This is a genomic window from Leptospira broomii serovar Hurstbridge str. 5399 (genome assembly GCF_000243715.2).
Classification (GTDB): Bacteria; Spirochaetota; Leptospiria; order Leptospirales; family Leptospiraceae; genus Leptospira_B; species Leptospira_B broomii.
Map to the genome: position 1 here is coordinate 406,484 of NZ_AHMO02000008.1, position 22,626 is coordinate 429,109.

General features: G+C 45.4%; 19 protein-coding genes. 9 read left to right on the forward strand and 10 right to left on the reverse strand.

What is annotated here, in order from left to right; translation table 11 throughout:
- Nucleotides 1-4 precede the first annotated feature (4 nt).
- Nucleotides 5-1,027: a rod shape-determining protein gene (locus tag LEP1GSC050_RS07230; RefSeq protein WP_010413872.1), complete on the reverse strand. Its 1,023-nt coding sequence runs from the start codon at nt 1,025-1,027 to the stop codon at nt 5-7.
- Between the two features lie 191 nt (nt 1,028-1,218).
- Here LEP1GSC050_RS07230 and LEP1GSC050_RS07235 point away from each other — a divergent pair, with 191 nt between their 5' ends.
- On the forward strand, nt 1,219-2,772 hold the full coding sequence (locus LEP1GSC050_RS07235) for a Ppx/GppA phosphatase family protein (protein WP_010570572.1): 1,554 nt from the start codon (nt 1,219-1,221) through the stop codon (nt 2,770-2,772).
- Nucleotides 2,773-2,845: 73 nt separating this feature from the next.
- Here the strand turns inward: LEP1GSC050_RS07235 and LEP1GSC050_RS07240 are convergent, their stop codons facing one another.
- The 6 genes from LEP1GSC050_RS07240 to LEP1GSC050_RS07265 form a co-directional block, all read right to left on the reverse strand.
- The gene (locus LEP1GSC050_RS07240; protein WP_010570573.1) at nt 2,846-3,262 is read right to left on the reverse strand and encodes a DUF6941 family protein; all 417 of its coding nucleotides are present in this window, start codon (nt 3,260-3,262) and stop codon (nt 2,846-2,848) included.
- Between the two features lie 129 nt (nt 3,263-3,391).
- Nucleotides 3,392-6,175 (reverse strand): 2-oxoglutarate dehydrogenase E1 component, encoded by a 2,784-nt coding sequence (locus LEP1GSC050_RS07245; RefSeq protein WP_010570574.1) that lies wholly within the window; start codon nt 6,173-6,175, stop codon nt 3,392-3,394.
- A gap of 12 nt (nt 6,176-6,187) precedes the next feature.
- On the reverse strand, nt 6,188-7,591 hold the full coding sequence (gene lpdA / locus LEP1GSC050_RS07250; RefSeq protein WP_010570575.1) for a dihydrolipoyl dehydrogenase: 1,404 nt from the start codon (nt 7,589-7,591) through the stop codon (nt 6,188-6,190).
- Nucleotides 7,592-7,604: 13 nt separating this feature from the next.
- Entirely contained in the window at nt 7,605-8,852 is a 1,248-nt protein-coding gene (odhB, locus tag LEP1GSC050_RS07255; RefSeq protein WP_010570576.1) for a 2-oxoglutarate dehydrogenase complex dihydrolipoyllysine-residue succinyltransferase, read from the reverse strand.
- 292 nt (nt 8,853-9,144) lie between these two features.
- A complete protein-coding gene (locus LEP1GSC050_RS07260; RefSeq protein ID WP_010570577.1) occupies nt 9,145-11,604 on the reverse strand; it encodes a penicillin-binding protein 1A in 2,460 nt (819 codons plus the stop codon).
- Nucleotides 11,601-12,554, reverse strand: a complete 954-nt coding sequence (locus tag LEP1GSC050_RS07265) for an MBL fold metallo-hydrolase (RefSeq protein WP_010570578.1) — start codon at nt 12,552-12,554, stop codon at nt 11,601-11,603. Before LEP1GSC050_RS07265 ends, LEP1GSC050_RS07260 begins: the two co-directional genes overlap by 4 nt.
- A gap of 101 nt (nt 12,555-12,655) precedes the next feature.
- On the opposite strand from LEP1GSC050_RS07265, the gene LEP1GSC050_RS07270 reads away from it, so the two are divergent.
- The 5 genes from LEP1GSC050_RS07270 (at nt 12,656) to LEP1GSC050_RS07290 (ending at nt 16,581) form a co-directional block, all read left to right on the forward strand.
- Complete coding sequence (locus tag LEP1GSC050_RS07270) at nt 12,656-13,495, forward strand: rhomboid family intramembrane serine protease (RefSeq protein ID WP_010570579.1); 840 nt, start codon at nt 12,656-12,658, stop codon at nt 13,493-13,495.
- Nucleotides 13,496-13,734: 239 nt separating this feature from the next.
- A complete protein-coding gene (locus LEP1GSC050_RS07275; protein WP_010570580.1) occupies nt 13,735-14,571 on the forward strand; it encodes a lipoate--protein ligase family protein in 837 nt (278 codons plus the stop codon).
- 34 nt (nt 14,572-14,605) lie between these two features.
- Nucleotides 14,606-15,853: a serine hydroxymethyltransferase gene (gene glyA, locus LEP1GSC050_RS07280; protein ID WP_010570581.1), complete on the forward strand. Its 1,248-nt coding sequence runs from the start codon at nt 14,606-14,608 to the stop codon at nt 15,851-15,853.
- 93 nt (nt 15,854-15,946) lie between these two features.
- Nucleotides 15,947-16,186 (forward strand): type II toxin-antitoxin system Phd/YefM family antitoxin, encoded by a 240-nt coding sequence (locus tag LEP1GSC050_RS07285; RefSeq protein ID WP_010570582.1) that lies wholly within the window; start codon nt 15,947-15,949, stop codon nt 16,184-16,186.
- Nucleotides 16,183-16,581, forward strand: coding sequence for a type II toxin-antitoxin system VapC family toxin (locus LEP1GSC050_RS07290; RefSeq protein ID WP_010570583.1), 399 nt, complete (start codon nt 16,183-16,185; stop codon nt 16,579-16,581). The genes LEP1GSC050_RS07285 and LEP1GSC050_RS07290 overlap by 4 nt, the downstream gene beginning before the upstream one ends.
- Before the next feature lie 380 nt (nt 16,582-16,961).
- Here the strand turns inward: LEP1GSC050_RS07290 and LEP1GSC050_RS20945 are convergent, their stop codons facing one another.
- A complete protein-coding gene (locus LEP1GSC050_RS20945) occupies nt 16,962-17,129 on the reverse strand; it encodes a hypothetical protein (protein ID WP_020987294.1) in 168 nt (55 codons plus the stop codon).
- Between the two features lie 473 nt (nt 17,130-17,602).
- Here LEP1GSC050_RS20945 and LEP1GSC050_RS07295 point away from each other — a divergent pair, with 473 nt between their 5' ends.
- Entirely contained in the window at nt 17,603-18,301 is a 699-nt protein-coding gene (locus LEP1GSC050_RS07295; protein WP_010570584.1) for an SDR family oxidoreductase, read from the forward strand.
- Between the two features lie 46 nt (nt 18,302-18,347).
- Here LEP1GSC050_RS07295 and LEP1GSC050_RS07300 read toward each other — a convergent pair whose 3' ends face one another.
- Together LEP1GSC050_RS07300 and LEP1GSC050_RS07305 are read right to left on the reverse strand one after the other, a co-directional pair.
- Complete coding sequence (locus tag LEP1GSC050_RS07300; protein WP_020987608.1) at nt 18,348-19,088, reverse strand: LytR/AlgR family response regulator transcription factor; 741 nt, start codon at nt 19,086-19,088, stop codon at nt 18,348-18,350.
- Complete coding sequence (locus LEP1GSC050_RS07305; RefSeq protein ID WP_010570586.1) at nt 19,085-20,128, reverse strand: sensor histidine kinase; 1,044 nt, start codon at nt 20,126-20,128, stop codon at nt 19,085-19,087. The genes LEP1GSC050_RS07300 and LEP1GSC050_RS07305 overlap by 4 nt, the downstream gene beginning before the upstream one ends.
- Before the next feature lie 224 nt (nt 20,129-20,352).
- Here LEP1GSC050_RS07305 and LEP1GSC050_RS07310 point away from each other — a divergent pair, with 224 nt between their 5' ends.
- On the forward strand, nt 20,353-21,792 hold the full coding sequence (locus LEP1GSC050_RS07310; protein ID WP_010570587.1) for a hypothetical protein: 1,440 nt from the start codon (nt 20,353-20,355) through the stop codon (nt 21,790-21,792).
- Nucleotides 21,793-21,808: 16 nt separating this feature from the next.
- On the forward strand, nt 21,809-22,540 hold the full coding sequence (locus LEP1GSC050_RS07315; protein ID WP_010570588.1) for a FecR family protein: 732 nt from the start codon (nt 21,809-21,811) through the stop codon (nt 22,538-22,540).
- The last annotated feature ends 86 nt before the right edge of the window (nt 22,541-22,626 follow it).

The window sequence follows — 22,626 nt, forward strand, 5'->3', positions numbered from 1 at the left end:
ACCCTTAACGGATTCCTGGTTTTATATATTTCAACTCGTCTAGATATTTTCCAGTACCTAAAACAACGCAAGTTAGAGGGTTCTCTGCTCGGAAAACTGGCACACCGGTTTCCTTGGAAAGATAGGTTTCCAGCCCTCGTAAAAGGCATCCGCCTCCTGTTAGCACAATTCCGCGCTCCACTATATCCGAAGCAAGTTCAGGAGGAGTCCGTTCTAAAACTCTCTTAATCCCGTCTAGAATTTCGTCGGTAGGCTCTTTGAGAGCCTTGCGGATTTCGTTCGATTCCAATTCTAACGTCCTGGGCAGACCCGAAATAGCATCCCGGCCTTTAACTTCCATGGTCTCCGTTTTCTTTTCCGGATAGGCATTACCGATGGTCAGTTTGATATCTTCCGCAGTTCTTTCCCCCACGACGAGGTTGTACTGATTCCGTAAATATTTGATAATTGCTTCGTCAAATTCGTCCCCGCCGGTTCGGATCGATTCTGCGATTACCATTCCTCCGAGAGAAATCACCGCAATCTCGGTTGTCCCGCCGCCGATATCGACGATCATATTTCCTGCTGGTTCGTTAATTGGAATGTTTGCGCCGATCGCAGCCGCCAAAGCTTCTTCTATTAGGAAGATTTCGCGAGCGCCTGCTTGTTCAGCGGATTCTCGGACGGCACGACGTTCCACCTCGGTGATTCCCGAGGGAACTCCAATCACAATCCGTGGCTTCACGAATGTGGTCCGATTATGAACCTTTGCAATGAAGTAACGAATCATCTTTTCCACGGTTTCGAAGTCGGCGATAACTCCGTCCTTCATCGGTCGTATCGCGACGATTTCACCGGGTGTTCTCCCGAGCATTCTTTTGGCTTCCTGTCCTACCGCCAAAACCTTTCCGGTGGCAGCGTGCACCGCTACTACGGAAGGCTCGGAGAGTACGATCCCCTGGCCTTTCACGTGAACCAACGTGTTTGCGGTTCCGAGGTCGATTCCCATATCATTGGAAAATAGTCCGTAGAGCTTATCGAATATCATTACTTTCCCTTTCTGCCACTTTCGGGGGCTTTCTCTTTGTATTATCTGCGAAGAATGGAAAAATCATCAGGATTTTTCCGTGGTTGATCCAATTCAATATTTCTCGTGCAAGTCGTACGGGCAATTCCAAAACAAAAAAAACGAAAAACAAATTGGAAACACTACGGGCCCGATGAAACTTAGCGGAAATTATGGTTCGGGCAAACACCCTTGCTGCCATCGATCTTGGCACAAACTCCTTTCATATGATCGTGGTCCGGGTGCGTGAAAACGGCACCTTCGAAGCCCTGACCAGAGAAAAAGAAAACGTCCGCTTAGGAAGCGGTTTGGAAGAAGGCGGAGAAATCGACCCGCCTGCATTTCGGCGCGCCATCGAATGCTTAAAACGCTTCAAGGTTATAGCCGAAAACTCCAAGGCCGAAATTCGTGCAGTAGCCACATCTGCCCTGAGGGAAGCCTCCAATCGGAACGCCTTTCAGGAAGCCGCCTGGAAAGAAGCCGGAATACGAATCGACGTGATTAGCGGCTACGAAGAAGCCCGCTTAATTTACTTCGGAGTTCTTCAAGGCCTGCCGGTTTTCGACAAAAAGATACTGATGATCGACATAGGCGGAGGAAGCACCGAGGTTCTAGTCGGTTTCCGAGGTGACATCCTTTTTTCGAAGAGCTTCAAATTGGGGGCAATCCGGCTTACCGAAAAATTCCTGAAATCGGACCCTCTTTCCTCTTCCGAAATAAAAAAGTGCAAACTATACATCGAGGAAATGATCCTTCCATTTCGCAAAGTATTGAGGGACCTCCATCCCGAATTGATCATCGGTTCTTCAGGAACCGTTCAGGCAGTCGCCGGAATCATTCGGTCCTTTGATGGAGAACATGAAGAACGCCCTCTAAATCATTTCAGATTTTCGGCCGGAGAATTTCGAAAAGCCAAGAATCTAGTGTTAGAGACGGATACTTCCAAAAAAAGGGCAAAACTTCCGGGACTCGATTCCAAGCGTTCGGATATTATCGTAGGCGGGATACTGATCTTGGAAGAGTTGTTCCAACAACTTGATCTTCCCAATTTGATCGTCTCGGAATTAGCTCTTAGGGAAGGGATCATTTACGATACGATTCGAAAATGGGAACATTTCCAGGACGATGAACATTCCCGGCATTTGGACGATATTCGACAAAAATCCGTCCATAATTTGCTGGTTTCCTTCACTCGAGACGAGGTATACGCCAGGCATGTCGCAAAGCTCGCTCTCGATCTATTCGATCAGTTAAAGAACGTTCATAACTTAGGAAACGAGGAAAGAGAATTGTTAGAGGCCGCGGCATTGCTACACGAGGTCGGATTGTTCATCTCCCATTCCGCGTATCATAAACATAGCTATTATCTGATTCGAAACTCCGAGGCAATGTTAGGATTTACTTGGAGAGAAATCGAAATCATCGCCTTGACCGCAAGATATCATCGGAAAAGCGGCCCGAAAGTGAAGCATCGGGAGTTCCAACGTTTGGGCTATAGAGAGCAAGAGATCGTCTTAAAGCTTTCAGGCATTTTACGAATCGCAAGCGCTTGCAATCGAAATCGTCAAGGCTTGATCGAATCCATCAAATGCCAGACTCGTAAAAATCAGGTCATATTTACCTTACATGCAAAAGCAGGATATGACAAAAGTCTAGAACTTTGGGCCTGCGAAGAACAAGCCGAGCCTTTCGAGTCTGCATACGGGTTAGTTCCGTTGTTTCAATAAAGGTAATATCCTTTTCGAATCACTCGGAGCAAAACCTTCCGATTAAAAATCGGAAATAAATCAAGAAAGGGGCTTAAGCGGATGGAGGGACTGCGGGAACCTGATCGACCCAAAGAGGTCTACTACCGACAATATCTCCACCGATACGTAAAAGTAAAATATAGCGACCTTCTCTCGGAAAAACCGCGTGCGGGATTGGAATCCCGATTTCGACAGGCTCCGCGCCGTTATTCACTCGAATCGTTCCGCCGACTCCCATTATTTTTTCGCTCGTATCCGCAAATTCGAGTTCAAGCGTAAATTCATGATCGCCCGGAGTAAGATTCGTAACACAGATATAAATTCCCCAAGGAGGGAAAACGACCGGAAATTGCTGAGCAAAGAATTTGGTAAACGTTCCGATAATTCCGCGCTTGCCATTATCTTCGGTTATCACTCGGTCCGCGAAGAGTAGAGCGAGAAGTACGGGTTCGCTTGCATTTGCATTCATATTACAACGGTTACCTAACGCCGGGTCTATCGACGAACTGATCCTATTATTCGATAGACGAAGTCTTGAAGACGGAATTTTATTAAAAGAACCGAAGGTCTCCGAGAAAGCCGGAGACCTTATTTCTAGTTAGTAAAGAAACGCATCCTGCACGAGTTGGTCTTGCTCCTGAAGATGGACTTTCATATGACCCGCGGCCGGACTTGGAGATTCTTTTCGGCCTGCGTATTTCAGTCGAGAGGAGGAAGGAAGAAGTTCTTCCAAACGATCCCTCACAAAAAACCATGCACCTTGATTCTTCGGCTCTTCTTGGCACCATACGAACGTTTTCGCGTTCTTGTAAGTTCTTAATATCGCTTCGATTTCCTTGTTCGGGAACGGATACATTTGTTCCACGCGGATTAATGCGGTATTTTGAACCTTATTTTCTTCGCGATATTTTAATAAATCGTAATATACTTTTCCGAAACTGAATACGATTTTTTCGACTTTATCCGCCTTTAAATCGCCCGAATCGGGCAGAACTTCTTTGAAAGCCCCTTTCAACAGATCTTCGATCGGAGACAAGGCTCCCGGAAAACGCAAAAGCGATTTCGGCGTAAAGATAATCAACGGTTTGCGGAAATTTCTAAGCATCTGCCGTCTGAGCAAATGGAAGTATTGTGCCGCATTCGTACAATTCGCGACCTGCATATTATTATCGGCGGAAAGCTGGAGGAATCTCTCTATACGACCCGAGCTATGTTCGGGTCCTTGGCCTTCGTATCCGTGAGGCAGCAATATGGTTAAACCCGATAACCTTTGCCATTTTACTTCCGAACTGGAAAGAAATTGGTCGAAGATCACCTGAGTATTATTAGCAAAGTCTCCGAACTGCGCCTCCCAAATAACCAAAGCATTCGGATCCGAAAGCGAGTAGCCGTATTCAAAACCCAAAACGGAAAATTCCGAAAGCGATGAATTTACGATCTCAGCCTTAGCTTGCTTGTCGGAAATATGATTCAATCCTACGTATTTTTCGCCGGAATTAATATCCACAAGAACCGCATGGCGATGAGAGAAAGTACCCCTTTGACTGTCCTGTCCTGAAAGTCGGATTCTAAAACCGTTTTCCAGAATCGAACCGAAGGATAGCGCCTCGGCCATCCCCCAATCTAAAGGAATTTTTCCTTCCGCCATTTCCTTTCTACTTTGTAGGAGCTTAACTAATTTCGGATTCGGAGTAAATCCTTCCGGAACGGTCGTGATCGCATGAACGATTCGATCCCTCTGCTCCGCAAGTACGGAAGTCGCAGTACCGCTGTCCAGGGGATCCTTGGAGTAACGAGCCCAAACACCCCGCATCGTATCGACCTTCATCTTGATGTCCTGCTCTTTAGCTCTTTGGAAAGAATCTTCCAAACCTTGCTGAGAGCCGTTTTTGATAAAATCGACTTCGTCTTTAGTAATATCTCCGTCGGCCAATAATTTCTTTTCGTAGAGCTGAGCGGTCGGAAGATGACCTTTGATTACTGCATACATTTTCGGCTGAGTGAATGCGGGCTCGTCGGTTTCGTTGTGTCCGAGTCGGCGATAGCAGATCAAATCGATGATAAAATCTTTTTTAAACTTCTGACGGTATTCCATCCCGAGCTTAGTGACTCGATAAACCGCCTCCGGATCGTCACCGTTAACGTGTACGATTGGGATCTGATAACCTTTTGCCAAGTCGGTCGCGTATAAAGTCGATCTAGATTCGTTCGGTAAAGTTGTGAAGCCGATCTGGTTATTGATTACGATATGAAACGTTCCACCCGTCGTATAACCTTCTAAATTCATCAAGTTAATGGTTTCTGCAACCACTCCCTGTCCGGCAAACGCGGCGTCTCCGTGAATGGTTACGGGCATATACTTAGAACGATCGGTATCGTCATACTGCTCTTGACGAGCGCGAACGGATCCGGTTACAACAGGATTTACCGCTTCTAAATGGCTAGGATTAAAAGCCAAAGATAACTTTACTTCCTTACCGGCAGTCGTCATCTTACTGTTGGAATAGCCTAAATGGTATTTTACGTCGGCGTAACTGACGGCGCCTTTTTCCGCCTTTTCCTCGAACTCGGCGAATACTAGGGAAGCCGGCTTTTCGATAACATTAACAAGTACGTTTAAGCGACCTCTATGAGCCATGCCGATAACGAGTCCGTCCATTTTAAAATGACCGGCTTCTTCGACGATCGTATCTAGCATGGGAATCATGCTTTCTCCCCCTTCCAGGGAGAAGCGCTTTTTACCTACGTATTTTTTGGCGAGAAAGGTTTCGAAGTGATCGGCTTGGAAAAGTTTTTCAAAGAGGCGGAGCCGGATACTTTTGGATAAGGGAGCATGGAAATCGACGGATTCGACTTGTTTTTGCAACCATTCTCGCTCCTCGTCGTTTACGAGATAATATTGTTCGTACCCGATGGTACTACAGTAAGTCTTTTCAAACCAGTCGATGACATCTTTAAGCTTGGCTCTTCCTAGACTGGCATTATTGGTATCGACCACCGTGTCCAAGTCCGCCTGGGTCAAGTTTCCCAGTTTAGCGTCTATGAACTTACGATTCGGTTTGGAAATTCCTAATGGATCCAAATCGGCTGCAAGGTGACCCTGCCTTCTATACGCGTTAAGAAGGTTGATGATACCCATTTCACGAAAAGTACCCGCCTGGGCGTCCGTAAATGAAGTCGCCACGGCCCCTTTCCCGTTTCCATTACCGTTCGACGCGCCATTCGTCCCGTTACCCGAATAGACTCCGTTGGTCTCCACTTCTTGGAAAAAGAGAGCCCATTCCTTGTCCAAAGACTGCGGATCTTTCTTAAACTTTTCGTAAAGTTCTTCCAGGAGAACTCCGTTCTCTCCGTATAATGCCATTAATTGTTCGATTTTCATAATGAAAACTCCCTATGCGTGAATCGCCCACTTATCGACAGCCATTGCCGCCTCTTTTACAACTTCGGATAAGGTAGGGTGTGCATGAAACGATCTTGCAATATCTTCGGCAGAAGCGCCGAATTCCACCGCAACCGCCAATTCGGCGATCATGTCCGAGGCCCTAGGCCCGAAGACAAAGGCTCCCAAAATCTTATCCGTCTTTTTATCCGCCAATATCTTGACTTGGCCTTCGGCCTCGTTCATCGCTTTTGCTCTTGCATTTGGCTTAAATAAAGACTTTCCGGTTTTGTATTCGACACCTGCGGCTTTAAGTTCCTCTTCTCCCTTCCCGACCCAAGCCAATTCCGGCCAAGTATACATTATGGAGGGAACCGCTAAATAATTCACATGACCGGATTGACCCGCGATTAATTCAGCTAGAGCGACTCCTTCTTCTTCGGCCTTATGAGCTAGCATCGGACCGTCGATCACGTCGCCGATTGCATAGATGCCCGGAATATTCGTCCGAAAGTGGGAATCCACTTTAATGCGTTTCCTTTCGGTTAATTGGACCCCTGCGTCCTCCAATCCGATCCCCTCGATGAATGGCCTGCGTCCGATCGCCACTAAAACGACATCGGCATCCAGTTCGGATTCCTTGCCGCCGGGTGCGGCAATTTTAACTTTCACACCGTTTTTACTTGAACTTGCACCTAAGACTTTATGCTCGAATAAGAAATTGAACCCCTGGCCTTCCAAACTTCTCTGAAGTAAATTCCCGAAGGATTTATCCACATTGGTTAATAAACCGGGTAGTAACTCAACGACAGTAACTTGGGCCCCCAAACGTTGCCAAACCGATCCTAATTCGAGTCCGATTACGCCGGCGCCTATGATAACGAGTTTTTTCGGGATTACTCGGAGATCGATCGCATGATCCGAAGTAATGATTGTTTTTCCGTCCACCGGAAGACTAGGAATATCGATCGGAACGGATCCGGTCGCCAATACGATATGCTTCGCGGATAGAGTTTCTTTTTTTCCATCGGCAAGAGAAACCTCTACTTTTCCCCCGCCTAATAATTTTCCGAAGCCTTCGTAACGAGTAATCTTATTCTTTTTCATCAAGTAGTCGACGCCGTCGGTGACTTCCTTAACGATCACATTTTTACGTTCCATCAACTTATTGAGATCGAGCGTCACCTTGCCGACTCCGATCCCGTGGTCCTGGGTTTTATGAAGAACCTTATGGTATTCTTCCGAAGAGTCCAATAACGCTTTGGAAGGTATACATCCTACGTTTAGGCAGGTTCCTCCTAGCGTTTTTCGTTTTTCGATGATTCCGGTTTTTAATCCCAACTGAGCGGCCCGGATCGCATTTACGTATCCACCTGGGCCCGAACCGATAACTAATACGTCGAATTCTTCCGCCATTTCTATCGATTCCCTATACTTCCAAAAGAAGCCGAGTCGGATCCTCGATCGCTTCTTTTACTTTAACCAAGAAAGTTACCGCCTCTTTTCCATCCACGATCCTATGATCGTAGGAAAGAGCTAAATACATCATCGGACGAATAACTATCTGATCATTAACGACGACGGCACGCTTTACTATATTATGAAGTCCCAATATTCCACTTTGAGGCGGATTCAAGATAGGAGTCGACATCATCGATCCGTAAATTCCTCCGTTTGAAATCGTAAAAGTTCCCCCTTCCATTTCGGAAAGTTCGATTTTGCCGTCTTTTACCTTATTGGCGAGTCTGGCTATCTCGGATTCTATCTGTGCAAAACTTAGCAGATCCGCGTCTCTAACGATGGGAACTACGAGGCCTTTCGGTCCTCCCACGGCGACTCCGATATCATAATAATTCTTGTAAACCGTATCCGTTCCGCGAATTTCGGCGTTGATGGCCGGAATAATTTTCAACGCGCCGATCGCAGCCTTCGTGAAGAAGCTCATAAATCCCAATCCGATATTATGAGCGTCTTTGAACTTATCCTTATATTTATTTCTAAGATCCATCACGGCGCTCATATCCACTTCGTTAAACGTCGTTAGATGCGCCGCGTTGTGTTGCGCGGAAACCAGACGATTTGCGATAGTCTGGCGAAGCTTGGTCATAGGAACGACGTTCTCGCGAGGTAGATTTCCTCTGCTTGCGACCGGAATCGCCTTAGGAATTTCTTTTACCGGTTGTGACTGGGTAGAAGAAATTGCCGTCACATTAGTCGCCTTGTTGGCGACTGACGTTAATACGTCTTCTTTCGTAATTTGCCCGTTCTTTCCGGTACCACGGATTGAAGCCGGATTTAAACCGTTATCATCGATCAACTTTCTAACGGCCGGTGGAAGAGTTTCGTTAGCGGCGCCTGCGTTATTTGTTATCGGTGCTGAGGTGGTTTTGGCTGTTTCTGGAGAAGAGGAGGATGGGGAAGGAGAGCTTGAGGCGGAGGCGGCTGGATCGATAAGTCCGATGACTTCCTTGATTTTAACCGTTTCCCCGGGCTTTTTATTTATCTTCTGGAGGACTCCCGCCGACGGGGCCGGGACTTCCATGGTCACCTTATCGGTTTCCAGTTCTACGAGGACTTCATCCTGTTCTACTCGTTCGCCTTCTTTTTTAACCCAATTTGCTATGGTAGCTTCCGTAATGGATTCGCCCATTTCGGGAACCTTGATCTCTATCGACATCTTGATCCTGCGGAGGCAGTTATCCGTCCCATTCCGAGACCGCCTCCATTTCACTTTCCGTAAGCCGAAAAATTCTGTAAAGCGGTTCTTGGCAAAACCGTGTTTTGATGAAAATAACCTCTTCCTATTCAATTCGACGGTAAAATATCGACCGGCAAAGAGGATTTCCATCAACTCCCGGCCTTCATCGGAAAAAAAATTCCAACCGAAAGATGATTGAACTATGACAAAGGATAAGCGAACTCAATCTCGACCGAGCTTAAACTACCGAAAATAGATCGCTTGAGTCCCCTTAATCCGTTTTAGGTTTAAACTTCCTCTCGGTTTTCCCGATTTCTTCATCGCTAATTTGATATTCTTGCTGTAAGAATTCGCGGAAATCGATCGATCGATGATGATCGCGGTCGCCGTCACATTGTCGATTTCCTTGAACGGACTTCGTTACTCCGGCGACTGTAATAGGTTTTAAGGTTAAATTTTGCGTCATCGGACAAACTCCCGGTTTTGGAGTCAGCCCGTTATAAGCGCAGGTTCCACCCCCCTGGACCTCGTCCGGTGGGAGGTCCTCGCCGTGTTCGTTTCCAAAATTAGGATATCCTTGCCCACCGTAGAATCTATTGTACATTCTTCCCCAGATGGGAACTGCGAGGACCGATGCTGCTTGTCCTCTTCCTAACGAAATCGAACTTTTATCGAAGCCCATCCAAATCACCGTCGTCAGCTTAGGATCGAATCCGCAATACCAAGCGTTGGTAAACGAGGAAGTCGAACCGGTTTTACCTGCGGCAAAGCCTTTATAATTTCCTTTTTCAGGATTTCTTAATCCGTCGGTCGCAGTTCCTGCCATCGCAACCATCATCAGCATTCGACGGAGAATATAGGAAGTCCCCTCGCTGATCACTTGTATGGATCCGTCTTCCCTCTCCCTTTCCAACTCCTGTCGAACTTTCTCTTCTTCGTTATAAATTACGTTTCCGGATTGGTCTATCACGTACCGGACGGCAAAAGGAATCACGTTCCTGCCTTTGTTTGCGATAATCGAATACCCGACCGCCATCTCGTAAGGAGTCAACTCCGCGATTCCGAGCGCAAGCGCCGGACTGGAAGGAAAACGACTCTTATCAGCCTTTGTTAAACGAGATGCGAAATCTATGACCGCATCGGCGCCCGTTCTCAGGAAAACCTGCACGGACACGATATTAAGCGAAAGGGATAGAGCTCTCGAAAGAGGGACCATCCCTTGAAAATCTCCGTCGAAATCCTGAGGAGACCAGCCTTCTCCCTCTTCCGTCAAAGTAGTAAGCGGGGCGTCCATAATACCGGTTCCGGAGCCCACCACTCTCTCGGCAATTGCAGCGCCATAAACGAATGGTTTAAACGAAGAGCCGGTTTGTCGTCGAGCTTGCACGGCCCTGTTAAATTGATTCTTAGGAGTGAATTCGTATCCGCCGACCATCGTTTGAATATAGCCGTTCGTATGATCGATCGTAATCGCGGCGCCTTCCACGTGAAGGTTCTTTCCGAATATTGCGGATCGTTTTTGAAATTCGGTAAACGAGGCTGATTCGTTGTCGGCCTCGGGTGTAAGTAGCGTCAGTAAATCGGCGGCATCGATCAGCTCTTTTTCAAGCGCAACTCGGAAGTTCGCCTTGTCGTCCAGTTTACTTACGAAAGGAACTCCCACGGGAAAAACTGAACCTAAAAGTCCATATAAGCCCACAAGCCCTCGATCGGCCCCGCCGGCGTAATTAACCGTTACACCTGAAACGAGATCATCGTGTTTTTTAAGCGCCTTACGAAGTTCTTCCTGAGCGATTTCCTGTTTTCGGACGTCGAGGGTCGTGTAAATTTTCAGTCCGCCGTTATAAAGCCGATCTTCGCCCAATACTTTTAATAATTTCTGTCTTACGAATTCCGTAAAATGCGGAGCTCGATTCAACTTGGTTCCCCAAGTCGACTGTGAGGGTGATTGAGTAATTACGACAGGCCAATATTTTTCCCAAAATTCGTCGTGAATGAATTGAACCTTATCCGCGGGAATGAATCCCTGCCCTGCCATTAATTTCAAAACTTCCAAATGAGCGCGCTTGGCGGCGGCCGGATTTTTGTACGGAGAATAGTCCACGGGAGCCTTAGGCAAGCGAGCGAGTAAAGCGGCCTCGGCAACATCCAAATCCGTTACGTCCTTATGGAAATACACGTCCGCTGCCGATGCCAAACCGGTAGTTCCATGCCCTAAATATATTAAGTTAAAGTAAATTTCGAGGATTTCTTCCTTAGAATATTCCTGCTCGATCTGCAGCGTAAAGAGGGCTTCCACGAACTTACGGATAAACGATCTCTTTCTATTCTGTAAGACCGTTTTGGCCAGCTGCTGGGTTAATGTCGAACCGCCTTGCTTGATCCTTCCTGAAAGTACGTTCACGATGGCCGCGCGACTGATCGCCATGAAGTCGATTCCGAAGTGATTAAAGAAATTATTATCTTCTACGGACAAGAACGCCTGTACTACATGGGGAGGAATATCTTGGTATTTGAGCAGCTGTTGTTTATGACGATACAGTTCGGCGAATACGATTCCGTTATTATCATAGAGACGGGTCGGAGTCGTAGGTTGATAAGAAGCAAGCATTGCAAGCTCCCCCCCTTCGTCCACCTCCGAAAGTATATAGCCGAAAAACAATCCGCCTGCCAAGGCGATCCCGAGCAGGATTTTGGTCGTCCGATGGATTCCGTCGCTAAAAAGAGTCATACGAGTTCGAATTTCATTCCTTCCCGAGCTAGGATAATGGATAGGTCCTTGGTACCAAGATTTTCAGCATGGGTTTTGGCGTCATCCAAGATGATGGCCAAAATTTCGTCCGAATACGCAGGTTCATGGTGGGTCAAAGCAAGTGTCTTAACTTCCCAGTTCGACGCACAATTAACCGCCATCGTATAGGAAGTATGTCCCCAATCGAATTTCTGAAATGAATCATCCAAGGTGTATTGCGAATCCAAAAGCAGCAAATCGGCTCCTAAGAAAAAGGGTTTCTGCCGCGCCACCAGCGGCAAATCTTCTCCGGTATATTCCGCGTCCGTAGCAAAAATGAAGCTTTTCCCATTTTCAGTAAACTTGTAGGCGGCCGACCCGCCCGGATGTTTGAGCGGAAGCCATTCGATCTTCATTCCGCCGATCAGGACGGTTTCCTCGGTTTTAAGATGACGGAAGCTACATTGATCCGCAAATCGCTCGAAAGATACCGGAAAAAATCTAGGTTCTTGCTGATAATAAAGCCGGTCCTCTAAATCTTCACTCGGAGAATAAAGCGTGAATTTATTTCCCGGAATGTAAAGAGGTTTAAAGAAAGGTATTCCTTGAATATGGTCCCAATGAGTATGAGTGAAGAAAATGGATAATTCTCCGTTTCCTTTTCCGAATTCGCCTTGAATGAACTCATCCCCCAATACCCTTACACCGGTGCCCATATCTATTAAAACCGAATCGCCCGAGGAAGAGCGGACCTTAATGCAAGTCGTATTCCCGCCCGTTACGAAAGTCAGGTAATCGGGTAAGGTTTCCAGCCAAGTTTCTGGGGAAGAAAACGCTTTACCCCCTGAGGCTTCCGCCATCTTAAGAATCGTTAAAATCTTTTCCCTATATTCGGGGGTCCGCAAGGGGGAAGGGATCGATCCACGGACGCCGTACAGCTGAATTTCCACTCTAATAGGAACAGGTACCAAACCGGCTGTTGACTGTCAAAGGAAACAAAAATCGGGATTTAGGTTGTCTACCGAACGGATTTGAGAAAACTAGGAGGGGTATGGCATACTACTCCGGTGGATTCGGCATTGAAGTTACTCCTGTAGTTCGCAGGCTTCTTTTTTTGAACCTGGGAGTTTTCGTTTTAGAATTTATACTAAAATTAGCCTCTCCGCAAATTCTAGGTCTTTTTCTGGGAATATTCGGGTTAGTACCCGATTTCGTACTCCATAAATTTTTCGTATGGCAGGTCCTTACCTACGCCTTTCTCCATGATCCGAATTCTATCTTTCATATACTTTTTAATATGCTTTCGCTCTGGATGTTCGGCTCGACCTTGGAGGCATATTGGGGAAGTAAGAATTTTCTAAAATTCTATTTGGTTTCCTGTATCGGAGGAGGAATCCTTCCTTTGTTTGCCCATCTTTTGGGCTTTCCACAAGGAACAATCGTCGGAGCTTCGGGAGGCTTATACGGACTCCTAATCGCGTTCGCATTGATCTGGCCTAACAGAGAATTATACTACTTCGCGATCTTTCCGATTAAAGCCAAATATTTCGTCCTGATTCTACTGCTTTTAATCGGGTTCACCTCTTCGTCCAGCGGCGTTGCAGTAACGGCTCATGCCGGAGGTGCCCTTTTCGGAGCCTTGTATTTCTTTTATAATAATAAATTAAAATACAAGTTGGGATTTAGCTTACCTTCCTTCTCCCTTTCTCGCTGGTTTCAAAAAAGGAAAATGAAGCGCTGGCAGGAGGAAATGCACAGTCGGGAAAAAGCGAAGGACGAAGTTGACCGTCTTTTGGAAAAAATTTCCAGAGACGGAATGCATTCTTTAAGTAGGAAGGAAAAGAAATTCCTAAAAGAAGCCTCTACCAAATATTACGATTCCAAGGAATGATCCATAAATTCTTATCTCCTATCCGTCAGGATTTTAACTCGAACGGAAAGGTTATCGACGGTCTTACATTCTCGCTCTCCGGAAAATTGCGCATAGTTCTACTGAAGAACGAATCAAAAAAGTACGAATAGAAGATTATCCGGATAGAAATTCGATTCTTGTTTATAGTCGGCGTCGATGGAAAAAAAGCAATGCTTGCTATTTTGACTTTTTACTTCTAACTTGGTTCTATTCTGCAAATGCAAACCTTTCTCCTGGATCAACGGTCGCTCCGTACCCCGTATTATAATCTCGCATTGGAAGAAGCTTTGGCGTTGCGACTCATAGCGGAGGGTTATAGAGGCGGAATCCGATTTTGGGAAAGTCCTCGTTCTGTCATAATCGGTTTATCCGAAGATCCGCGTGTCACCGTCGGGAAAGACATGGTTGAATCTTTTCTTAGATTCGCTTCGACTCGCGGTTTACCGAAAAAACCTAGCAAGGATGCGATGCCGTATCTAGCAAGAAGAGCGAGCGGTGGAGGCACAGTCGTACACGAACCCGGTTGGAATTTAAATTTTAGTTTGTTCGTCTCCATCAAAGAGAAGCCGGAACTCTTTCCCGTCGGGAATTCTTATAAAATCCTTCTTGGAATCGCATCTCATGCATTATCATTGCAAGGAATTGAAAGTAAATCGATGGGAAAATCGGATCTTGCCCTGGAGGAAAGCGATTTAGCCTGGAGGAAAATCTCCGGGAACGCTCAATTCAGAAAGAAAGATTGCATCGTCCAACACGGCACGCTTATTTTAGATTCCAGGTTGATCCAGCTCGTTTCCGATTTGCTCCCCCATCCTCCCGAGGAACCTGAATATCGAAGCGGCAGAGCGCACAAAGAATTCGTCACGTCCCTTCCTAAACGTTTCTCCGAGGCAAAATTCAAACAGGACCTCACCCTTTTATTTGCGGATTATCTGGGGGTAAAAAATATGGGTACTAGGATAAGCCGATCCTTTCGTAAAAGCGTGATTCTTGAAGCTAATAAGCTATTTCAAGAAAAGTACGTCTCGTTGGAGTTCATCACCGGCGAACGTTAAGATCGGCGCGTAAAGAAATATCACCGAGGAACCGATGAAATACCTTCCACAACAGGACCCTGAAATCTTTAAAGCCATCCAGGCGGAAGATAAGCGCCAGGAAGAAAACCTGGAAATGATTGCTTCGGAGAACTTCGTATCCCGGGCGGTTCTAGAGGCATATACCTCCACTCTTACGAACAAATACGCGGAAGGTTATCCCGGAAAAAGATACTATAACGGCTGTGCGAACGCCGACGCCGTCGAGTCCATTGCAATCGATCGAGCTAAAAAGCTATTCGGTGCCGAATATGCAAACGTCCAGCCTCATTCCGGGGCACAAGCGAATATGGCCGTCTTTCTAGCCGCACTAGAACCCGGTGATTCCTTCCTTGGAATGAATTTGGCGCATGGCGGGCATTTAACTCACGGATCACCCGTGAACATAAGCGGTCGATATTATAAGCCCATTCCATACGGAGTGGATCCAAAAACTGAAACTATAGATTACGATTCGATCGCTTCATTAGCAAAAGAACATAAACCGAAGCTGATCGTCGCCGGAGCTTCCGCTTACTCTCGTACGATCGATTTCGCTAAATTCGGAGAAATCGCAAAAAGCGTTGGCGCCAAATTGATGGCCGACATCGCGCATATTTCCGGATTAGTGGCCACCGGCTATCACCCCTCGCCGATCGGTATCTTCGATTATGTAACCACTACGACTCATAAAACTTTGCGAGGCCCGAGAGGAGGCTTGATCCTTTCGACTAGCGAGAATGAAAAAATTCTGAATTCTAGAGTGTTTCCGGGAATCCAAGGCGGACCTCTCATGCACGTAATTGCGGCAAAAGCCGTTTCTTTCGGAGAAGCTTTAGCGCCCGAATATAAGACTTATATCGAAACCGTTCTTGCTAACGCGAAAATGCTTGCCGAAGTTTTCGTGAAACGCGGCTTTAGAGTCGTTAGCGGCGGAACCGACAACCATTTGGTTTTGCTGGATGTTTCCGTGAAAGGCCTTACCGGAGCCCAGGCAGCGGACGGATTGGACGAGATCGGTGTTACGGTAAATAAGAACGCAATTCCTTTCGACAAGAATCCTCCGGCAGTCGCCTCCGGAATTCGACTCGGAACACCTGCCCTCACCACACGCGGGCTTAAACCTTCCGATATCGAAAAAGTCGGACATTTGATAAGCGACTTCTTGGAAAATCCGAACGATCACAAGACGATAGAAAAAGTAAAAGGCGGAGTCCGGGAGTTGACTCAGCAATTCCCGATGGACCGCTTTCGTCTAGAGTAAGTTAACCGGCAAAGGTAAAAATAGCCTAAAAACCGGAGAAAATTTCCTTCATTTTATCTTGACAAGTTGTTAACTTACGTCAAGGCTTAAAGTATGAAATCCTTTCCCGTTGGTGAACTTAAATCTCATTTTTCCGAGGTTTTGGAGTATGTTAAAAATGGGGAAAAAGTAGGCATTCTTTTCGGTAAAGATAAGAAGCCCGTCGCAATGATTGTTCCCATAGAGAAAAGAACAGGCTTAAAAAGAAAAGTTGGCATTCTTGATGGAAAAGTTAAGATTTCTTTTTCTAAGGATTTTAGTATATCCGAAGAAGAATTCCTTAATCTCCGATGACTTATTTATTAGATACTCATGCTTTGTTGTGGGTTATTGGAGATTCAAAGCAATTAAGCAAGAAAGTTATTGAGATTATCGAAAATCAAGATAATCGAATTTTTGTTAGTTCAATTTCTTTGTGGGAAATATCCTTAAAGTTTAGGTTAGGAAAACTTAGCCTCTCCGGTATAAAGCCAGAAGATATCTTAAGCTATCTTGAAAAATTAAATATTAATTCCATTGAACTTAGCCCTGAAGAAGCTTTATTATACCATAAATTGAAGGAGAGTTTTCACAAGGATCCCTTTGACAGAATGATTATATGGCAATGTATTTCCAAAAAATATACTTTGATTTCAAAAGATTCCATGATGAAAAAGTATAAAGTCTCCGGATTAAAGGCTATCTGGTGAAATTTACCCATAGCGTATAACTACCTACTCTTAAGAGCTGGTTTAAAATCGCTCAACCGCGGTTAACTTCTGCAAGCCTCGTGAGTTGCTACTCCTCGACAAGCCAATACGGCCGCAGCGAGCTTATCCGAACCACAGGTCGGACGGGATCGCCTAAATTACTCATCGCGATTCCATTTCGGAAACGATTTCAAAAAAAGAATTCCGAGCAAACGGGACTAGATCCTTGTATGTAAGAGAATTTTAGAAAAGAAGAGGCCCAAAGCGGAATTCGTTCAGGCAATCTTGATATGGAACTTAGTGGTCTTTTTGATAAAATCTGATCTTAGTCGGCGTTGTCTTGAAACTCATGGCGCCTCTAAGGAATTTTTCGACCTATCTTATTTTGTTTCCTTGCATTCAGTTCTCCATTTGAGAACTCCTGCGACATCCGCCTTGGTTGCGGCTTGGCATTCTTCGAGTGAACTGAAATTTCCTATAGTCGAATAACCTCTTGTGGCATACAACCAAAGAACCCAAACACTCAATATCAACATTAACTTCTTCATGTGAATTGTCCTCCGAACAACAATCTTTTCTTAAGTTAGGTCAAATTCCTTTTCGCACCAGCCAGGTTTAGAACCTTGAGCGTCCTAATTTTGGACATCTGTTTTAACAAACTCGAATCGGTAATTTATAATAATACGACGGAGTGTAGCAAATCCGCATTACTAAAGTTTGAATAATTTTTTACCGATAAAGATTTTTATTAAATGAATTAATAAAACGATCACCTAAAATAAATTTTTCGGCATACTCCATCTAGATAAAAAGGATTACGAGGTTTTTTACTTCGAATCGCCATCTGCATTAATTTATTGACAAACCGGATCTAAATCCGGCCTTAAATTTCTTATTTTCTGTGAAGTCCGCAATCACCCGGGACCCTTTCGCGAATTCGAAAAGCTTATAGATTCGTCCAAAATAATTGTTTCATATCTCGGATATTCCATCAATTTAATCTTAAAGTGAGGAATACTCTATGAGCAAGCAAATCGCGATTGTAACCGGAGCAAGCAGAGGAATCGGAAAGCAGGTATCGAAGGAGCTCGCGGCATCCGGCGTTCATGTGCTTTGTTGCTCAAGAAAGAGTTCCGACTCGGCAAAAACGGTTAATGAAATTGAAGAGAAAGGCGGTTCTGGTGAAGCTTGGGAGTTGGATGTGGCCGATCCGAACTCGATCCAGAAATTTCTGAAAGAAGTATTAAAGAAACATTCCAAAATCGATATATTGGTGAATAATGCCGGAATTTATTTGGATAGCGGAAACATCGAGACCTCTTCCCTCCAAAACTTAAATAAGACCTTAGAAACGAATCTTATCGGACCTTACTTATTAGCGAAAGAAATTCTTCCTGTTATGAAGAGGAATAAATTCGGTCGAATCGTTAATGTAAGTTCCGGATTGGGGCAATTGTCCGATATGGGACCCGGCTACGCTGCATATCGAATCTCTAAGGCGGGATTGAATGCTCTTACTAAAATTCTGGATTCCGAAGCCGGAAGCGGGAATATTAAGGTAAACTCGATTTGTCCGGGTTGGGTTCGAACCGATATGGGAGGAGCCGGCGCAACCCGATCCATTGAACAGGGTGCGGAAACGATAGTCTGGGCGGCGCTCCTAGCAGACGACGGCCCTCGAGGAAAATTCTTACGCGATAAGAAGGAAATTCCTTGGTGAAAGTAATCGGATAAAGTTCTAAAATAACAAACTCTGATCGAAGCGATTATTTCTTAAATAACTGCTTGATTCTTTCCACGAACTCGCGTCCTACAGGGAGATTTGTTTCGTCTTCGTTCTTTAGAAAAAGTGAATATGAACCTCCCGGTTGGGATTTTGTGGCGGCGATAAAGGTCTTATTGACGATGTATTTCCTATGGACTCTAAGGAAATCGTCTTTAGAAAGTTGTTTTTCGAAATCGCCCAATAATCGAGGAGTTTCGAAATCTCCGTTTTTCGTATGTAATATCGAATGTTTCCCGTTTGCAGTTAAATAAAAAACGTCGGACGAAAGCACTCGATGAATCAAGCCCTTCTCTCTGAAAATCAGTACCGGATCGGATTCTCCTTCCGGCCTTTGCTTTGAAATTGCCCGTAGTCTTAATTGTTCAATGGCCCTTGTCATGCAAACGTCGAATCTCTCTTTTGAATACGGCTTTAAAAGATAATCGCAGGCTCCGACTTCGAAGGCCGTTAAAGTGTGCTCTCTATAAGCTGTAGTAAAAATCACGACCGGCATCGAAGATCCCGATTCTTCCAAAACCTGGAGCCCGGTTTTTTCCGGAAGGTTAATATCCAGAAAAACAAGATCAAACTCGCCTTTGGAAAGCAGGTCGACTGCCTGAACTCCTGTCCGCGCAATTCCGGAAACTTCGCAATTTTTCCAATGCTGCAAATAGTTTCTAAGTAAATCTCTCGCAGGGACCTCGTCTTCGACGACAAGAACTTTATAAAGTTCGCCCATCATAGAGCCTCGTATTCCAATAATAGAGTATTCTTTCCCAATCTTTTTTCCAAATTTAGCTCTGCTTTTCCGAAATTATATTCTAGCCTAGATTGAATATTCTCCAAAGTTCTAGAGAATTCCGATTTTTTTCTCTCTATCGGAACCCCGGTTACTGCCGGTTTTCCTTTTCCATTATCGACGATCGTTATCCGCACTCTTCCGTCGGCTGTCTCCGCGAATAATTCCAGCTTACCCGGTTCCGATAAGGATTCCAGTCCGTGCTTAAAGCTGTTTTCTACGAGCGGTTGTAAAGTTAACGGCGGGATGCGGAGTCTAGAAAAATCCCCGGTCAGCCGAGTCTGAACCATGAGCGAATCCGAAAACCGAAGACGCTGTAATTCCAAGTAATTAACGGTAAATTTCCATTCTTCCTCAAAAGGGATTAAGCGATCGTAAATTCTATCTGATAAAAAACGATACGTGTCTGCCAGGATAATCAGGGCATCGTCCGCTTTTTTAGGATCGGTAACGAGAAGGGCATGAACCGTATTCAACGTATTAAACAGGTAATGAGGATCCATCCGATTCTGTAAGGTTCGATATTGAATGTCCTTTAATTCGGATTCGGTCTTCTTCTTTCTCTCTATCAGCAGTTGCATGGACTTTTCAAGAAATGAAATAAATATCGCTAAGATTAAACTTCCTAAAAGAATATTATAAGAACCGCCGTGCGGCCTTTCCAAGCCGTCCCCTGCAAGTAAAATGACGTGGAGTATTCCTCCCGCAGCTACGCCGAATACGGCGGCAAAACCGGATGCGATTACTAAGAAAGCTCCGGTGCTAAAAGGCCCCCATTTTTTGCCGTTAATGAATTCCGCGGCAAATTCCACGATGGAACAAACCGAATGAGTAGTAACTTGGGTCGCCAAAAATACTTTCCAAAAAGGGGATGGAGAATTGTGAGCGACTAACAGCGAATTCATCGTCCCTAGGATGGTATTGATCGTAAACCAGAACACAACTTTGAATACTCGTATTCTGAAATCCATTCCCTTCCCCATTGCTCAATATCTTAACAAATCTTTCCCCTAGTCGATTCGCTTTTTTGTCCATCATTCCATCGAAAGTAGCGTTTATTCCGGAAATGGATTTTTAACGGGAAATCATGTAGACTAGGCGGTTTTCTAGAAAGTCTAGTAGACAGCAGAAGGAAATTTCGATTACGTTAGCAGGAAATAATTTCTCTCTCCTATGCATTGCGTGGGGAAATCTCAGGGGGCCTTCCTTGAAAATTCGAAACATTACAAAGCTAACTCTTATCGCCGTCTCCTTCTCGATCCCGATTATGATGAGCGCTGAAGAAATTGTAACAACCAAAAAAGACGAACCCGACGGATTTTACGGCCTAAAAGTAAACGGCGTCGTTTCGGGATCGTACGGACAACGACTCAGAGATAAAGCTTCCGGGATTTCCAATGCATATCCGAACGACGAAACCGGCTTTTCCACACCCTGGACCTTATTGATGATTAATAAGGAATGGAAGGAAACCGGAATTGGATTAGAGCTATGGGGGGAATTACTTCGAGCCAGCCAGTTTTCGGCTGATACCAAAGTCGATGGCGGAACGAAATCGAATCCTTATACTCTCGGCATCCGGCATGCACTTATAAGAAAGACATGGGAAACGAATCTAGGGACCTATTCCCTTACTTTCGGAATGCAGGAACTCCCTCACACTTATACCCAATGGAAGAACTATTGGCAATGGCGATATGTGGATAAGGGGCCGTTGGAAAGTTTAGGATTTGCTCAGGCACCTGCCGATATCGGTGTCGGAGCGAACGGAAAATGGGATTCCATTTCGGCGCAGATAATATTCTCCAATGGAGAAGGATACAGACAGAGCCAAAATACGGACTCTTCCGCAATCGACGTTGCATCAAGAATATCTTATGAACCTAAGATAGATGAAAATACCCGGTTCGGAATACACTTCTTTGCGAGACAGGCTAATTTTGCCGGTGCGGCGGGGACCGATTGTAGAAAAGGAACAACCTGTTTACCTACCGATAATAATCCGGCCACTATATTGCAAAAAGATATCCGCGCCCTGCAGAGCACTTCTTACGCGGTAGAAACGGATTTTGATAAGAGAAAATTAATCAATTTCGGACTCGGTTGGGTTTGGCGGAAGCAATACGGCGGAGCGATCGTAGACAGAGCCAAACCGCTATCCCCGCCGCTTTCACCGGGCGTCGACTCCACCGGCACGGCCGCCTATGCGTGGTTAGCCGTCGGTTGGGAATCCGTTCGAATCATAGGAAGGATGGAGGGCGGTTCCGGGCATGACGGAGTTTTAGCGGCTGATCGTGCGAAGATCACGGAAATACTTCCTGGAGTTCCCGAATCCGTAGGCTGGTCTCAAGTTCCAGGCAGCCCTGTCCGCGGCTCGTCGGGATATTCCTCTCATGCATCTTATCGAAAAGGTTCGGTATTTATCGAATGGATCGTTGCAGAGACGATCAAACTATCCTTTGGATACTCCGAGACGAGAAACAGAGATGTAAACGGAGGGCGCGAAAAAACATATGTGGATCAAACAGGAACAGTCCGAACCTCGGCGGATTACCTAGGACAATTCTCTGCGAATACTGGAAATCCGATCGCATCATACGGACAACTTGGTAAAGAGTGGGCGTTCTGGACAACCGTGGAATTTTAATGGAGAATAATAGAACATGAAACGGAAAATCTTTTTAGCGATATCGTTCGGGTTGACGTTTGGAGCTTTAGTCGTCCTTAGTCAAGGAACAAGCGATAAGGATGCGAGAGCATCGTTTCTCGTAGGTAAAGTGCAAGTTCAGAAGTCCGGAAGCGGTCCTTGGACTCAGCTAAAATTAGGGGATGCGGTTAACGAAGGGGACATTCTTTCCACCGGTAACGCTTCGAAAGCCACCTTATTATATCGAGGCTCCGAATTTCGCGTTCTTCCGAATTCAAGATTGAAACTGACCAAACTTCATAACGATACCAAGGACGGGAACCTTGAAGTTCAAAACGGATTCGCATGGTTTCATGTCGTAAAGTTGAACGGAAAGAAATTCGAAGTTTCGACTCCTACAAACACAGCAGGTGTTAGAGGAACGTCTTTTTCCGCTTTCTATGAAACAAAATCCAAGGATTCGGGATTCTGTACTTGCGAAGGAAAAGTCGCGCTGACTGGAAACGGTGAAAAAGAGGAAGGAAGAATTCAGGAAAAAGGAAACGGAGGATATTATCCGGGAGAGGGCGGCGGACCCAAGAGAACTTCTTACGAAGGGATAATCGTGAAATTCAAAGCATTTCCGCCTTTCAAAGAATTAATGAAAAAGAATATATCGCTCAAAAACTGTCTTTCCTGCCATACTCCTCAAGGTTGGACTCATGAACAAATGGTCCCGATGGACGAAACCTATGGAGCTTCGAAGTGACAAAGACGCAAAATGTTAGGGACTTTACTCCCTAACATAATATATATAGCTTCTTAAGTTTTTTATAATCTTCTTTTAAAATCGGG

What these genes read in the sequence shown, in the direction of transcription:
- LEP1GSC050_RS07235 (WP_010570572.1), top strand. Translation starts at nt 1,219, where the DNA reads ATGGTTCGGGCAAACACCCTTGCTGCCATCGATCTTGGCACAAACTCC.
- LEP1GSC050_RS07260 (WP_010570577.1), bottom strand. Translation starts at nt 11,604, where the DNA reads ATGACTCTTTTTAGCGACGGAATCCATCGGACGACCAAAATCCTGCTC.
- LEP1GSC050_RS07305 (WP_010570586.1), bottom strand. Translation starts at nt 20,128, where the DNA reads ATGGGGAAGGGAATGGATTTCAGAATACGAGTATTCAAAGTTGTGTTC.
- odhB (WP_010570576.1), bottom strand. Translation starts at nt 8,852, where the DNA reads ATGTCGATAGAGATCAAGGTTCCCGAAATGGGCGAATCCATTACGGAA.
- LEP1GSC050_RS07295 (WP_010570584.1), top strand. Translation starts at nt 17,603, where the DNA reads ATGAGCAAGCAAATCGCGATTGTAACCGGAGCAAGCAGAGGAATCGGA.
- LEP1GSC050_RS07240 (WP_010570573.1), bottom strand. Translation starts at nt 3,262, where the DNA reads ATGAATGCAAATGCAAGCGAACCCGTACTTCTCGCTCTACTCTTCGCG.
- LEP1GSC050_RS20945 (WP_020987294.1), bottom strand. Translation starts at nt 17,129, where the DNA reads ATGAAGAAGTTAATGTTGATATTGAGTGTTTGGGTTCTTTGGTTGTAT.
- glyA (WP_010570581.1), top strand. Translation starts at nt 14,606, where the DNA reads ATGAAATACCTTCCACAACAGGACCCTGAAATCTTTAAAGCCATCCAG.
- LEP1GSC050_RS07300 (WP_020987608.1), bottom strand. Translation starts at nt 19,088, where the DNA reads ATGATGGGCGAACTTTATAAAGTTCTTGTCGTCGAAGACGAGGTCCCT.
- lpdA (WP_010570575.1), bottom strand. Translation starts at nt 7,591, where the DNA reads ATGGCGGAAGAATTCGACGTATTAGTTATCGGTTCGGGCCCAGGTGGA.
- LEP1GSC050_RS07315 (WP_010570588.1), top strand. Translation starts at nt 21,809, where the DNA reads ATGAAACGGAAAATCTTTTTAGCGATATCGTTCGGGTTGACGTTTGGA.
- LEP1GSC050_RS07275 (WP_010570580.1), top strand. Translation starts at nt 13,735, where the DNA reads ATGCAAACCTTTCTCCTGGATCAACGGTCGCTCCGTACCCCGTATTAT.
- LEP1GSC050_RS07270 (WP_010570579.1), top strand. Translation starts at nt 12,656, where the DNA reads ATGGCATACTACTCCGGTGGATTCGGCATTGAAGTTACTCCTGTAGTT.
- LEP1GSC050_RS07230 (WP_010413872.1), bottom strand. Translation starts at nt 1,027, where the DNA reads ATGATATTCGATAAGCTCTACGGACTATTTTCCAATGATATGGGAATC.
- LEP1GSC050_RS07285 (WP_010570582.1), top strand. Translation starts at nt 15,947, where the DNA reads ATGAAATCCTTTCCCGTTGGTGAACTTAAATCTCATTTTTCCGAGGTT.
- LEP1GSC050_RS07245 (WP_010570574.1), bottom strand. Translation starts at nt 6,175, where the DNA reads ATGAAAATCGAACAATTAATGGCATTATACGGAGAGAACGGAGTTCTC.
- LEP1GSC050_RS07290 (WP_010570583.1), top strand. Translation starts at nt 16,183, where the DNA reads ATGACTTATTTATTAGATACTCATGCTTTGTTGTGGGTTATTGGAGAT.